This window comes from Vibrio maerlii, assembly GCF_003415655.1.
Taxonomy (GTDB): Bacteria; Pseudomonadota; Gammaproteobacteria; order Enterobacterales; family Vibrionaceae; genus Vibrio; species Vibrio maerlii.
On sequence record NZ_QRHC01000019.1, the window covers coordinates 1 to 14,630 of the forward strand.

Consider the following 14,630-nt stretch of genomic DNA (forward strand, 5'->3'; position numbering starts at 1 on the left):
GGCCTGCCGCCAGCGTTCAATCTGAGCCATGATCAAACTCTTCAATTTAAGATTTTGTCGGCTCAATGAATACTGACTTCAAAACTACTAATGTAATTCTAAAGCTATTATCGTTCCAACAGAACGATAATGAATTGACTGTGCCAATGACCGAAGTCATCGTTTGGTCACTCAGTTCATTGAAACCAAAGTTGAAACCGGAGTTTCATTCTTTTGATTATCATCAACGAGTGCCCACACAGATTGATAGGTTTAAATTGTTAAAGAGCTTCTAGCTAGTTGCCTTTGCCACTCAGCTAGGGGTGCGTATCTTACGCTTTAAAAACATAGTGTCAAGCAGTTATTTCAACTTTCTTTCAACTTGTTTTTTTAACCGTTTTTTCACTGTGTGACTTTCGTCTCACTCCGTGTCGGTGGATGCGCAGTATAGGGATTTGAGAAAACCGTGCAAGCACTTTTTTGAATTTAATTTCCGTTCGATTACTTTGCGAACAAAAACGATAATTACGGATAAAATTTCAACATTTGAATTACATCACAGCATTAGATTGGAAAATCAAAAGACATATACGTAAGATTCATGTGTCTATTTTGTTAATAGCGCACACTCTCGTTTTTTTACTTATATGTAGTACTTGATATGAATTCCAAAAAATCGATGTTATTACTCACCGCGCTTATTGTTCTCGGTGGGATCACCATTTCTCAATTCACCATTCAACCTGCTATCGCATTTATTCTTGGTGTTGTCGCAACGGCTTTTCTTCTTAACTTATCTACTTCGACACCATCTTCAACTGATAAAGATGCAGAACAATCGACTCAAACTCTTTATGTCGGTAACTTACCTTATAAGGCCAATGAATCTCACGTACGTGATTTGTTTGCTGAGCATGGCGAAGTTTTCGCTGTACGCTTAATGAAAGATAAGCGCACAGGTAAAAGAAGAGGGTTTGGTTTTGTTGTGATGGCAAGCAAAGATGTCGACAACGCTATCGCTATGCTCAATGAAAAGGATTATATGCAGCGTACACTAAAAGTTCGTATTGCTAACGACCCTAAAAGTGAGGGATCTCGCGAAGCATAACGTCTTCAAACCCTAAATAAGAAAGCGTTCGATTGAGCGACTCAGGTTTCCACGTTGGAGCCGTCGCAAAAATTGGATGCTTTTTTTTGTTTTCGCTTTCTCGGCCTTTGTCCTCAATTAGACTCTTTACTCTTCTCGCTATCGCTTCTCCGGAATCGATCAGCGTTACTGACTCACCCAATACCTGTTGGATCTCTTGTTTGATTAACGGGAAATGAGTACAGCCTAAAACCGCCACATCAATTTTGCCGACCAAAGAACTAAGTTCAGATGCCAATATCTCTTTATCTAGAGGCATCTCTCTTAATTTGGCTTCAGCGTAATCCACCAGCTTAGTCGAACCAACAAGTCTCACATCTTTATCATTAGAAAAGTCTTTGATTAGATCATGGGTGTATTGGCGCGTCACTGTTGCGGGCGTGGCAATCAAACCAACCGCTTGAGAAGATAACCCTGAAGCTGGCTTGATGGCAGGAACAACTCCTACTACCGGGATCGATAATGATGAGCGAAGGCTGGGAAGGACGATCGTACTCGCCGTGTTGCAAGCGATGACAACTAAATCGACATGATATTCTTCCATCACACTATCAATACACTTATGTACGCGCTCGATCAGAACACCCTGCTCTAACTCCCCATATGGGTAGGCTTGATTGTCGAAGATGTAGATATAGTTAACGTGAGGCAGCAGGGCCGCAACTTCTTTATATACCGATAGGCCTCCGACGCCAGAGTCAAAGATTAATACAGTAGGATTGTTTGATACCACGATAAGCACTCGTTTATTGATTCAGCGACAGTTTAACTACCCTCTTTAACTAGGTAAATAATAGGCTAGTTATCCCATCGATAAATGAGATGGCTAAATCTTTGCTCATCTTTTGTTGAAAAGTCGAATAGATGAATGGATTCACTGAAGCTCGCACTGTTTGTGACCAGTGTATGGAACTCACCGTCTTCACCGCAGGGATCAACGTTTACAGGTAGCCTTTCCACCAGCTCTTTAGTATAGAGAGACCCTAATAGTTTATTGCTCAGTACATTTCTATCAACCGTTACTAAACGCGTTTCAATCCCACGTTCGATGATTTCATTCGCTAGCTGTGTACTGTCTTCACCAAGTAAAGGAAATATACATTCCCAACCCGCTTTCTCTATATAGCTGCGGCGATAATCAGCAATCCCATTACAGAACATGTCACCGAAAGCGACACCATCTACAGGCAAATCAGAGTTCTTAACCCCTTCAACTACAGTGCTTTGGTAAATCTCGTTAGGTGGAAAGACTTCTGGTAGCTCTATTAATATTAACGGTAGTCCTAGCCGCTTAGCTTGCAGTTTAACGAGGTCAATTGGCGTGACTTGAAATGGTACTTGTTGACCAACATAGGTGGTGTAAAGACCAACTACGTTATAGCGTTCATCTTCTTGTAATCGTTCTAAAGTTAGAGTTGAGTCTTTGCCTGATGACCAGCTTATGATGATGTTCTTTTTCATATTAGATATCTATCGGTAAGAAAAAACCGCCCGAAGGCGGTTTGGTATTATTAGAACTTGTAATTAAGTCCAGCAAAGTAGCTACGTTCTTGAGTATTGTAGCCATAGGATGTTTCATACTCTTCATCAAACAAATTTGCAATCTTGCCACGAACAATAAAGTTGTCTGTAATGTAGTAATGGGTTGCAAAATCAACTAAAGAGTAAGAGTCCAACTTAATGCTATTGTCAGCATTGTCGTAGCTATCACCACGATATAGATAACTTAAATCAAAGTGCCAGTCCTGATATGCATAACTAATGTTCCATTTAGCACTATATTTTGATCTTCGAGCTAACTCTTTACCCGTGTCCTTATTCTCGGTGTCCATAACATCAACACTTGCAGAATGGTAGATATCACCCGTTGAAAACTCTCCAACTAGTTCAAGACCTTTTATCTCGGCCTTTGCAACATTCTCATATTTACCACTAGAGCTAGAAAGTGATATTAGATCTGAAATTTCATTCTGATAAAGCGCAACTCTAAAATCAGCAACGGTTGGAGTTATCTCCAAAGCCACTTCATAGTTTACTGATTCCTCTGGGGACAAGTCCGGATTTGCAGAAGACGGATAACAAGTTGAACCATAGCAAGAATCTGGGTAATAAAGATCATTAAAAGTTGGGGCTTTAAAAGCTGTCCCTGCCATAGCAGATAAACGGTAAATTGGAGTGAGTTTGTAGCCAGAGCCAACTTGCCAAGTAGTATAGCTACCATATTGTTCATTATCATCGACACGAAGACTCACTTCGGCTTGAACTTTGTCCTTTGAGTATAGCCCGGACGTATACAACCCCAGATTCGAGCGACTCGTCTCAGCATATTCTGTAGTGGATTCAGAAACATCTTCATTTACCCACTCTACACCACCTAGTAATAACAAATCAGAATTTAATTGATAGCCGTTTTGCCAAGCAATGGAATTTCGGTTTGTTTCATAGTTACCTGATGAGCCTACGTAAGAAGATTGATCCCGACTCGTTGATAGAATCAACTCACTGCTCAACAAATCAGTTTTGTACGCCCCAACAATTGAACCGCTGAATATTTTCTGTTCTTTCTCACCCGTATCGTACTCGATATCACCTTCTGTATAATTAGAGTTTAACTTGAAACTGATCTCATCTGTCGGTCTAAAACCAAGCTCAAGCATCAAATCAGTATGATCATAGCCATCATCATCGCCATCAACTGCAGGGTCGTGATATTCGTACTTTTCATTTGTCGCAGAAAATCCATCTGTTTTTTCACGGTTAACAGAAGCCTTTATCCAACCTTTTTCACCAACCTTATTTGCTGTACTTGCAGAGTACTTTTGAAAATTATCGCTACCACCCTCAACCCATAGCTCAGTTTCGTCACCGGTATATGAAGTAATTATATTGATTACACCGCCAATAGCATCCGAACCATAGACAGCTGTACGTGGCCCCCTAACATATTCAATTCTCTCCACTCCGTTTAATGGCAGAGAACCAATAGCCGTTGAGCCTGTAGTTGCACTGTTGATGCGTACCCCATTTACTAGTATGAGTGCATGATCTGATTCTGAGCCTCGAATATAAACGCTAGCAGTTTGGCCGTAGCCACCATTGCTAGACACTTGAATTCCAGGCAGTCGACGTAATACTTCTTCAATCGATTTTGCTTGAATAGATTGAATCTCATCCTTAGTTACTACAACAACTGGAGCAAGAGTAGAGTCTATCGATTGTTCAAATCGATTTGCCGTCACCACCATGGTCTCATCGACAGTGACTTCTTGGGCGTGTGAAAAAAAGGTAGGTGAAAGCAGCGATGCAACAGTGATCGCTAAAAGGGACTTGTTCATTAAATTTTCCTAAATCGCGTAAATCCTACCAAGTACTGCTTATTTAGCTTGAGGGTACTTGGCTGCTGGCAGGTATTCGGACTTAAGAGCTTTAAATTTTTCCTACTAACTCGACTTCCCACATAATGCTATATGCAGTGTCATTTGAGTATTCGTTCTCTTTTACCGCTGCGCGTCAGTTCTGGATTCTCACCAGATTCCCTTTTCAGCATTAAAGCCATCTAGACTTCTCTGCCACCAGCTATTCGGAATAGTATTCATGTGTAAGCTTATTGTCTAGTTAAAGATTAAATTGGACTATTCTTTGTTACATATCGAATACGGGCGAATATCTGTCATTATTGGATAAATCGAGCACAAAACTGGACATGAGCGGTGTATTGAATAAAATCTGCGCTCCCAATTAAATTGCGATAATGCAAAAGGTAACACCATGGCCAATCTTGAAGTAAACCCACAACGCTACCAAGAACAGTTAGCAGAGAAGAAGCAACGTCTTACTGAGATGTTCGCTGGATTCGATGTACCTGAGCTAGAGGTTTATGAATCTCCAGAGCAGCATTATCGTATGCGTGCAGAATTTCGCGTATGGCACGAAGGGGAAGACATGTACTACATCATGTTTAACCAAGAGACTCGTGAAAAATACCGTGTTGACCAATTCCCAGCCGCTAGCCGTATCATCAACGATTTGATGCCACTGTTAATGGAAGCAATGAAACACAATGACTCTCTTCGTCGTAAGTTGTTCCAAGTTGACTTCCTGTCAACGCTAAGTGGCGAAGTACTGGTATCTTTGCTTTACCACCGTCAGCTAGATGACGAATGGATTGAAAACGCCAAGGCACTGAAGCAGCAACTGAATGATGAGGGTTTCAACCTAAACATCATCGGCCGCGCTCGCAAGATGAAGATTGTGTTAGATCGTGATTACGTTATCGAGAAACTGGATGTCAACGGCAAGCCATATGTCTACCAACAAGTAGAAAATAGCTTCACGCAACCAAACGGAAAGGTTGCCACTAAGATGCTGGAGTGGGCAATCGACTGCACTCAAGATAGCACGGGTGATCTACTGGAGCTTTACTGTGGTAACGGTAATTTCTCGCTGGCACTGGCGCAAAACTTTGACCGCGTACTCGCTACTGAGCTAGCCAAGCCATCAGTGGTATCGGCACAATACAACATTGCAGCAAACGAGATTGATAACGTTCAGATCTTACGTTTATCAGCAGAAGAGTTTACCCAAGCAATCGAAGGCAAGCGCGAGTTCCGTCGTTTGCAAGATGCGGGTGTCGACCTGAAGAGCTACAACTGCAACACTATTTTTGTCGATCCACCGCGTTCAGGTATGGATATCGATACCTGTAAGATGGTTCAAGGCTACGAGCGCATCATGTACATATCTTGTAACCCAGAGACACTGCAAGAGAACCTTGAAGTACTATGCGAAACACACAAGATCACTCGCTTCGCTTTGTTTGACCAGTTCCCATATACCCACCACATGGAAGCGGGTGTTTTCCTAGAGCGTAAGGCTTAAGAGTTCATCAAACGACAGTCATTAAAAAACGAGCCAATTGGCTCGTTTTTTTGTATCTATTGGTAGCGATTGATTAGTTACGACCAATGTAACCCATCTTCTTCGCAATCCATGTCATTAGCACGAGTGAAACAATAATCGCAAAGAAGTTACCACCCGCTTCTGGGTGTTGTGCTTTTAGGAATGCAGAGTGACCAAATGCACCAACGAAGAAGCAAGCTATACCAACTAACGGCACATCTTCAGCCAATGGCTTTCTTAGATACTCTTGGTATAGCGATTGAACCGAAAGAATCAGTGCAATCCATGGAAAAATAGAAAACAGCACATCGCTTACTGTCATCCAAGACAGAATCGCGTTACAGCTCATACCTGCTACAAGAGCCAATACTAAAGTTTTCTTCTCTGAGCCTTGCTCTTTATTCGTAGTAGTGTCAGACATAGTTAAAGCCCTTCTTTTAGTCGTTTTCGTTCACGTTCTTTGTGGTACCAATAGGCACCTTTTGCAATCATGCGTAACTGCATGATCAGACGCTCAGCCAGTTCTTCTCGCTCACGCCTATCTAAATCTAATGCTTCGGCACCCGAGCTAAATACCAAGGTAACGGAGGCTTCCGCTTGGGTGAAGGCTTCATCACGGCTTGTACCAGTACTCATCAAGTACTCGGTCATCTCCGCGACAAAATGTTGGATCTCTCGGGCAACGGCCGTTCGAAATTCGAATGAGGTACCAGAGCGCTCACGAAGCAACAAACGAAATACGTTTGGACTGCTCTCGATGAACTCCATAAAAGTTTCAACCGACGTTCGGATGACACTGCCTTCAGTGACGATACGTTGACGAGCCTGACGCATCAGTTGACGGAGCAATAAACCGCCTTCATCCACCATGGTTAAACCTAGCTCATCCATATCTTTGAAGTGACGGTAGAATGAAGTCGGTGCGATACCGGCTTCACGCGCAACTTCTCGTAAGCTCAGATTGGAAAAGCTGCGATCAGCACTCAACTGGCTGAATGCAGCATCAATGAGGCTACGTCTGGTTTTCTCTTTCTGTTGCGCTCGAATTCCCGTACTTTTCATGTATCTTTTATCTTTAGCCTTGTAACTGCGACCTATCATACCTCAGCGACAATATACCGTGAAAGCGCTTCATGGATAAGGACGACATTGTGATAATGAGTCTGCACGCACATCAAATCATGGTAAAACTTACTCCAATTGTATTGACATGCTGGATGCTTAGAGTCATTACACTTTCTTCGTGATCCCCTGCACCCTATCAGTAGACCTCTATTTACCAACTAAAAGAATAGGTTAAAATCTCGCAACAATAATGTTAATAACGATAGCAAGGCAGCAATATGACAAACTCTACGCATTTTGACGTAATAGTAATTGGTAGTGGTCCCGGTGGTGAGGGAGCCGCGATGGGGCTGACCAAGGCAGGCTTGAATGTTGCTATCATAGAAAAAGAGAGCAGCGTTGGCGGTGGTTGTACTCACTGGGGTACTATCCCATCAAAAGCACTGCGTCATGCTGTCAGCCGAATTATTGAATTCAACGCCAATCCTCTTTTTTGTCATAACAACTCCAGCCTACACGCAACCTTCTCCGATATTCTTGGCCATGCAAAAACTGTCATCGATAAGCAGACTCGTCTACGCCAGGGGTTTTACGACCGTAACCATTGCACCTTGATATTTGGTACTGCGCAGTTCACCGATTCACACACGGTTTCGGTAACTCAGTCAGATGGTACGATTGAACAGTACAGTGCTGACCGCTTTGTCATTGCTACAGGATCACGCCCTTATCAGCCAACTAATGTCGACTTCCTCCACGACCGTATCTACGACAGCGACTCTATCCTTAGCCTAAAGCACGACCCACAGCACATCATCATTTATGGTGCTGGTGTGATTGGCTGTGAGTACGCTTCGATCTTCCGTGGCCTTGGGGTCAAGACGGATCTTATTAACACACGAGACAGACTGCTTTCATTCTTAGATAATGAAACCTCAGATGCGCTCTCTTACCACTTCTGGAACAGCGGTGTCATTATCCGTAACGACGAAACGTTCGAGAAGATTGAGGGGACTGACGACGGTGTAATTATCCATCTTGAATCAGGCAAGAAGATGAAAGCTGACTGCTTGCTTTATGCAAACGGACGTACTGGTAATACGGACAAGTTGAACTTGCCTGCGATTGGGCTAGAGTCAGACTCACGTGGTCAGGTCGCGGTTAACAATAACTATCAAACCTCGGTTGAACACGTCTATGCTGTTGGTGATGTTATCGGCTACCCTAGCCTAGCAAGTGCTGCCTATGACCAAGGGCGCTTTGTTGCTCAAGCAATCACTAAGGGCGAAGCCGAAGGCCGACTCATTGAGGATATTCCTACCGGTATCTATACCATTCCAGAAATCAGCTCAGTGGGTAAAACGGAGCAAGAATTGACAGCGGCAAAGATTCCATATGAGGTGGGACGTTCTTCATTTAAGCACCTTGCACGAGCTCAAATAGCGGGTAAAGATATCGGCAGCCTAAAGATCTTGTTCCATCGTGAGACCAAAGAGATTCTTGGTATTCACGTCTTTGGTGAGCGTGCTGCGGAAATTATCCACATCGGTCAAGCGATCATGGAACAAAAAGGAGAAGCGAATACCATCGAGTACTTCGTCAATACCACCTTTAACTATCCCACAATGGCAGAAGCGTATCGTGTTGCAGCGCTTAACGGTTTGAATCGTCTTTTCTAATCATTAGTCTGTTCTAACGATCAACTTACTCACTCATTCCATGTAAAAATGCCCAACATCTTGTTGGGCATTTTACGTTCGGCTCTAAGCCTCTAAGAACTCATCTCTCTTCCACTGTCTGGCAAAGACTAATGCTAGGCTTATACCCCGCATAGCCATAAACGACAGCATCGCAAGCCACAGGGCATGATTGTTCAGGCTAATGAATAAGAAAAACACGGCAAAAAAGCTACACGTAGCAACGAACATACTGTTTCGCATCTCCTTGCCTTTGGTCGCGCCAATAAAAATACCATCAAAGAGGAAACACCACATAGAGACCAATGGCATCGCCACCAGCCAAGGCATATACACACTCGCATTGCTCTGTACTTCTGGGATATCAGTGATCAAATTGATCATCGCCGATCCGCCCAGGGCGAATACTACGGTGAGAGCCAAACAAATAACCAGACTCCAAAAGAAGGTACCAATAAGCGATTGAGTCAGCTCATTTCGGCTCTTCGCACCAATCGCTTTGCCAACCATCGCTTCCATCGCATAGGCAAAGCCATCCATACCGTATGAAATCATCATCAAAAAGCTCATTAATACTGCATTAGCCGCAACAATGTCATCGCCAAATGAAGCACCTTGGAAAGTCATAAAGGCAAAGGTTGCTTGCAGGCATAAAGAGCGCAAGAAGATATCACGGTTCAATTTCACAAAACGACTAATTCCATCGAACCAACCAGACAATAGGGATGAAATGGAATCCAAGGCATTACGACGCCAGTAACGCACTACGCAAATAAGGCCAAAGACGCAGCCACTATAATCAGCAATAACTGATGCTAAGGCTGCTCCCTCTACTTTCCAACCAAAGCCTAATACGAATAGAAGATCCAACAGAATATTAGTGACGTTCGAGATGATCACCATCCACATCGGCGCTTTGGCATTTTGGGTACCAAGCAACCAACCAAGCAATACATAGTTGGCTAAGGCGGCGGGCGCACTCCAAATACGGATAGAGAAATATTGCTCTGCATAGAACTTCACTTCGTCACTGGCGTCACTAAAAGAAAAAATGAGATTAGAAAGGGGGGATTGAAGCAGTAAAAACAATATCGCAAACAACAGTGCCATGGTGAGGCCCTGCAGCAATACTCGTGCAAGCTTGTCTTTTTCCTCACTACCGACGGCTTGCGCTGTTAACCCCGTCGTAGACATACGCAGAAAGCCGAGCAACCAAAAGCTGACGCTAATCAGGGTACTCCCTAAAGCAACACCCCCTAAATACCAGGCATGCTCGAGGTGACCAATGACAGCCGCATCGACTAAGCCGAGCAGCGGAACAGTAATATTTGACAACACCATAGGTATTGCGAGCAACAATACCTGTTTGTGTAATTGGGGATTAGATAACGCAATTCGTACTGAGCTATTCACACTTAACCTCTCATGGTTGACGAGGCGAGTGTAACGCAACTGAGAAAGATTCGCTCAGTACTCTTACATTACCACTGCATAGAAACGACAACTGGTGTGTAGCGATACTTCAGCATTTGGCTTTTGGCGAGACACTTTTGCCACCACTTCCAGCGCATACAGGTTTGATCCAACGGAGAGATTTGTTTAACTACTTTTGCCCAAGGTAGACCGTTTAGCATCGATTGCGCAGGATTTTCAAAACCGTGCTGATAGGGTTCGGTTCCGAATTTATGACCGATAGGTGAATCGCATTTATCACCCGCTAACACGAAGCAGGTATTCGCATGCAGAAAGTGGCGACCTAGCGCCTGTAAGAGCTGCGTTATCTGACTGTGATTACAATCTAAAAGAGCCATTTCAGAGACAAGCAGTACAGGTGTATCTTCCGGGATCTTCAATTCGCTTAACCAAGATAAATCTTCAACGGAACCGTTGTGATGCTTGTAGCGTTCACAACGATGAAACAACTGCTCGCGCCAAAGTAGATGCTCAGTAACATCCAGCTCAATCCAGTGACAGCGTCCATTATCTAAGCGATAGAAACGCGTATCTAACCCTGCCCCAATATTGATAACCCATGCCTCTGGATTTTGGTCTAGGAAGTGCTTTATCTGAAGGTCACAAAGATGTGTCAGGGTGACATGCAAAAGCTGTGATTGGGAAACGTTACCAGAAAGACACTCTGGGTTGATGGCACACTTAGCACAGGCTCGAGCAGCAATAGGGTCATAGACTAACCCATCATCAATCAAGCTTTCTCGGCTACGCAACCACATGGGTTTAAATAAACGAGCCGGCACCTGATGACTCTCGGAGTTAAGGATTGAGAAGCGAGTTTTATCCATGATGACCATCTCCTAAGCAACAAGAAGATGATAATGAATATCAATAACAAAAACAACTTATTGAGAAAAACTCTCAATAAGTTGTTAAATAGAGTGTTTTCGCAGCGCTCGATTACATCCAGTCAGTATTACGGATAATACCGACTGCAATGCCTTCAATCGCCATTTGCTGATAGGTTAAATCAACCTGAATCGGGGCAAACTCTTCATTTTCAGCATGAAGAAGAACCGTCGAACCTTTGCGCTCAAGACGCTTCACCGTTACATCATCCTCGACGCGAGCAACAACAACTTGGCCATCACGAACGTCCTGAGTTTTGTGCACTGCAAGCAGGTCACCGTCCATGATACCGATGTCCTTCATACTCTCCCCTTGGACACGGAGTAAAAAGTCAGCCTGTGGCTTAAACATACCAGGGTCCACTTGGTAGTGTGCTTCTACGTGTTCTTGAGCCAAGATTGGTTCACCTGCCGCTACTTTACCGATTAACGGCAAACCTTCATCATCATTCGCCGCTTCGTCTTGCAGTAGTACACGAATACCACGAGACGCGCCAGGGATGATCTCGATAACTTCTTTACGAGCGAGCGCTTTTAAATGTTCTTCCGCTGCGTTGGCTGAGCGAAAGCCGAGTTCCCGAGCAATCTCCGCGCGAGTTGGCGGCATGCCGGTCTGATCAATTTTATTCTTGATCAGATCAAATACTTGTTGCTGGCGTTGCGTTAACGGCTTCATAAGTCACCTGTCTTTTTATACAGTTAACTGTGAGTATATCCAGTATCTGATTAAATGAAAAGCGAATTGCTTGAATTAGTATCGGCTTGATTTCACTCGGTTAGCACCGCTTTGTTATCACGTTTAAAACAGAATTGAAAAAACTCTCCTCCTTAGAGGCATAAAAGAAAACGATTAACTAAGATTATTCAGTAGTTGAGTACGATTAAGTTGGATAATCATTAAAAGGTTCGACCAGTTTCTGGTATTCTTGCAGCGTTTTAATTTCATACACAGTTCGACGAGATTTTCGCCAGAAAACATGATGGCGGCCGGACTTAATCAATAAAATTTGAGGCTTTGCTTCTTTATGTCTTCAGGACTTACTTTCACACGATCATTGCTGCAACTACCCATTTCAGCGATGGTTAAAGCGACAGCTATTCCTTCTAACCCAATAGAAGACTTGGATATAGATATCAACAAGCCGATTGTCTATGCCCTTCCGTTTCGTTCCAACGTCGATCTTTTATCATTCCGTAGCCAAGTATTGGCTCTTGGATTACCCGATCCGCTCGAACCACTCGAGATAGCGGGCAAAACGATTCGTCGCTATGTATTTATAGCCTCGCGCCCTTCTTTGTTTAAAGAAAGAAAGCACGTACCAAGCTCATCGATTGAGATCTTCACTGAGTTACTACGCCTTCACGATGAAGACAGCGAACTGGATGTGCAAATGATCCCTGCAACCGTACTTTGGGGTCGTAAGCCGGGTAAAGAGAATGAAGATAAGCCACATCTGCGAGCACTAAACAGCCCGCAAAAAGCCCTGGCTGTACTCATCTCTGGACGTGACTGCTTGGTTCGTATCAGCCCATGTGTTTCTCTTCGTTACATGGCAGAGTCTCACGGTACTGACGAATCTATCGCACACAAGCTAGCGCGTGTAGCACGCATCCACTTTTCTCGTCAAAAGCTGGCAGCTTCGGGTCCAAACCTACCAGTTCGTGAAGAGCTATTCGCTCGCCTAATGAAATCACAAGCTATTGAGAAGGCAATTCAAGATGAGGCGAGTTCAAAAGGCATCTCTCTAGAGAAATCCCGCAAAGAAGCACACTCCATCATGGATGAGATTGCGGCAGATTTCTCTTACTCACTGGTTAAACAAGGCGACCGTATTCTTGGCTGGCTTTGGAACAAGCTTTATCAAGGTCTGAACATCAGCAACGCATCGACAATTCGTCGCCTTGCTCAAGATGGCCATGAAATTGTGTACGTTCCATGTCACCGAAGCCACATGGACTACCTACTGCTTTCTTATGTGTTGTATCACGAGGGCATGGTGCCACCGCATATCGCAGCGGGTATCAACCTTAACTTCTTCCCAGCCGGTCCTATTTTCCGTCGTGGTGGAGCATTCTTTATTCGCCGTAGCTTTAAAGGCAATAAGCTGTACTCAACGATCTTTCGTGAGTACTTGGCAGAGCTATTCACCAAGGGTTATTCAGTGGAATACTTTAGTGAAGGTGGTCGCTCGCGTACTGGTCGTTTACTGCAAGCGAAAACAGGTATGTTGGCAATGACTATTCAGGCGATGCTTCGTGGTCTGAATCGCCCTGTGACTCTTGTGCCAGTGTATATTGGTTATGAACACGTGATGGAAGTAAGCACTTACGCAAAAGAGCTACGTGGTAAACGCAAAGAGAAAGAAAATGCCGGTCAAGTGCTCCGCACTATTCGTAAGCTGCGTAACTTCGGTCAAGGCTATGTGAACTTTGGTGAGCCAATTCCGCTTAACCAATACCTAAATGAGCACGCTCCAGATTGGCACCAAGATATCGATCCAATCGGTGCAACCAAACCACAGTGGATGACACCGGTGGTGAACGACCTCGCAACTAAAATGATGACACACATTAACGATGCGGCCGCAACCAATGCTCTCACACTGTGTGCAACAGCGCTATTAGCGTCTCGTCAGCGTGCTCTATCTCGTGACTCTCTGATTTCACAGATTGATTGCTATTTATCACTGTTACGCAATGTTAAGTATTCAGAGACAAGTACTATTCCAGAGTTATCAGCAGAAGAGTTAGTTAATCACGCGGAATCGCTGAACAAGTTCATGGTTGAGCCAGATGTAATGGGTGACATCATTTCGCTTGATCGCGAACAATCGATTCTGATGACTTACTACCGTAACAACATCATTCATCTATTTGCTTTACCTTCATTGGTTGCACAAATGGTGGTACGTGAGCAAAGTATTAGCATTGAAAAAATTCAGAACCAAGTTGCAATGCTTTATCCGTTCTTGAAGAAAGAGCTGTTCTTGAGCATTGAAGAGGACGACCTAAACAATGTTATTGAGCAGGTCATCGAGGAGCTTGAGGCACAAGGCTTAATTGCTATTAACGGCGATAAAGTTAAACTGGTGCAAACGCAGTTCCAGATGCTGATGCTACTGGGTCGTACGATTGGTGAAACGCTTCAACGTTACTCCATCTCACTGAATCTATTGGTTGCTTATCCAGAGCTAGATAAATCTGACCTAGAACAAAAGAGTCAACACATTGCACAGCGTCTAGGTCGCCTGCACGGTATCAATGCGCCAGAGTTCTTTGATAAGGGTGTATTTGCATCGCTATTCTCAACGCTTAAGCAGCAAGAGTATCTTGATAGTGATGGCAATTGCGAGATTGAAAAATGTCGCAAACTCGCTGATGCACTAAACTCAATGCTCTACTCAGAAATCAGAATGACTATTCATGAGGGTGTTTGCCAGACAGAAAGCGGTGAAGAACTGCAAGATCTTTAAGGTCGTCTAC

General features: G+C 43.8%; 12 protein-coding genes and 1 riboswitch. Of the genes, 4 read left to right on the plus strand and 8 right to left on the minus strand.

What is annotated here, in order from left to right:
• The first annotated feature begins 640 nt into the window (after nucleotides 1–640).
• Entirely contained in the window at nucleotides 641–1,087 is a 447-nt protein-coding gene (locus DPF91_RS20995; RefSeq protein ID WP_117236389.1) for an RNA recognition motif domain-containing protein, read from the plus strand.
• On the opposite strand, the gene murI is transcribed toward DPF91_RS20995, so the two are convergent.
• The 3 genes from murI to DPF91_RS21010 all read right to left on the minus strand — a co-directional run bounded on the left by murI (nucleotide 1,059) and on the right by DPF91_RS21010 (nucleotide 4,461).
• Complete coding sequence (gene murI / locus DPF91_RS21000; RefSeq protein WP_117236439.1) at nucleotides 1,059–1,862, minus strand: glutamate racemase; 804 nt, start codon at nucleotides 1,860–1,862, stop codon at nucleotides 1,059–1,061. The two genes, DPF91_RS20995 and murI, sit on opposite strands and share 29 nt — an antisense overlap.
• A gap of 62 nt (nucleotides 1,863–1,924) precedes the next feature.
• Nucleotides 1,925–2,587, minus strand: coding sequence for a Dph6-related ATP pyrophosphatase (locus tag DPF91_RS21005; RefSeq protein WP_117236390.1), 663 nt, complete (start codon nucleotides 2,585–2,587; stop codon nucleotides 1,925–1,927).
• Between the two features lie 50 nt (nucleotides 2,588–2,637).
• Nucleotides 2,638–4,461, minus strand: coding sequence for a TonB-dependent receptor domain-containing protein (locus tag DPF91_RS21010; protein ID WP_117236391.1), 1,824 nt, complete (start codon nucleotides 4,459–4,461; stop codon nucleotides 2,638–2,640).
• 50 nt (nucleotides 4,462–4,511) lie between these two features.
• Nucleotides 4,512–4,718, minus strand: a riboswitch (cobalamin riboswitch).
• 176 nt (nucleotides 4,719–4,894) lie between these two features.
• Between DPF91_RS21010 and trmA the strand changes: the two genes are divergently transcribed.
• Nucleotides 4,895–6,004 carry a tRNA (uridine(54)-C5)-methyltransferase TrmA gene (gene trmA / locus DPF91_RS21015; RefSeq protein WP_117236392.1) on the plus strand — a complete coding sequence of 370 codons (1,110 nt, stop codon included), beginning with the start codon at nucleotides 4,895–4,897 and terminating at the stop codon, nucleotides 6,002–6,004.
• 73 nt (nucleotides 6,005–6,077) lie between these two features.
• Here trmA and DPF91_RS21020 read toward each other — a convergent pair whose 3' ends face one another.
• Both DPF91_RS21020 and fabR read right to left on the minus strand, forming a co-directional pair.
• Nucleotides 6,078–6,446 carry a YijD family membrane protein gene (locus DPF91_RS21020; RefSeq protein ID WP_117236393.1) on the minus strand — a complete coding sequence of 123 codons (369 nt, stop codon included), beginning with the start codon at nucleotides 6,444–6,446 and terminating at the stop codon, nucleotides 6,078–6,080.
• A 2-nt stretch (nucleotides 6,447–6,448) separates the two neighbouring features.
• Nucleotides 6,449–7,087: an HTH-type transcriptional repressor FabR gene (gene fabR, locus DPF91_RS21025; RefSeq protein WP_117236394.1), complete on the minus strand. Its 639-nt coding sequence runs from the start codon at nucleotides 7,085–7,087 to the stop codon at nucleotides 6,449–6,451.
• Nucleotides 7,088–7,368: 281 nt separating this feature from the next.
• On the opposite strand from fabR, the gene sthA reads away from it, so the two are divergent.
• Nucleotides 7,369–8,769 (plus strand): Si-specific NAD(P)(+) transhydrogenase, encoded by a 1,401-nt coding sequence (gene sthA, locus DPF91_RS21030; RefSeq protein WP_117236395.1) that lies wholly within the window; start codon nucleotides 7,369–7,371, stop codon nucleotides 8,767–8,769.
• An 84-nt stretch (nucleotides 8,770–8,853) separates the two neighbouring features.
• Here the strand turns inward: sthA and dinF are convergent, their stop codons facing one another.
• The 3 genes from dinF to lexA all read right to left on the minus strand — a co-directional run bounded on the left by dinF (nucleotide 8,854) and on the right by lexA (nucleotide 11,823).
• Nucleotides 8,854–10,200: an MATE family efflux transporter DinF gene (gene dinF / locus DPF91_RS21035; protein WP_117236396.1), complete on the minus strand. Its 1,347-nt coding sequence runs from the start codon at nucleotides 10,198–10,200 to the stop codon at nucleotides 8,854–8,856.
• Nucleotides 10,201–10,268: 68 nt separating this feature from the next.
• Nucleotides 10,269–11,087, minus strand: coding sequence for a class I SAM-dependent methyltransferase (locus DPF91_RS21040; RefSeq protein WP_117236397.1), 819 nt, complete (start codon nucleotides 11,085–11,087; stop codon nucleotides 10,269–10,271).
• A gap of 112 nt (nucleotides 11,088–11,199) precedes the next feature.
• A complete protein-coding gene (lexA, locus tag DPF91_RS21045; RefSeq protein WP_117236398.1) occupies nucleotides 11,200–11,823 on the minus strand; it encodes a transcriptional repressor LexA in 624 nt (207 codons plus the stop codon).
• A gap of 349 nt (nucleotides 11,824–12,172) precedes the next feature.
• Between lexA and plsB the strand changes: the two genes are divergently transcribed.
• Nucleotides 12,173–14,620, plus strand: coding sequence for a glycerol-3-phosphate 1-O-acyltransferase PlsB (gene plsB / locus DPF91_RS21055; protein ID WP_117236399.1), 2,448 nt, complete (start codon nucleotides 12,173–12,175; stop codon nucleotides 14,618–14,620).
• Nucleotides 14,621–14,630 lie beyond the last annotated feature (10 nt).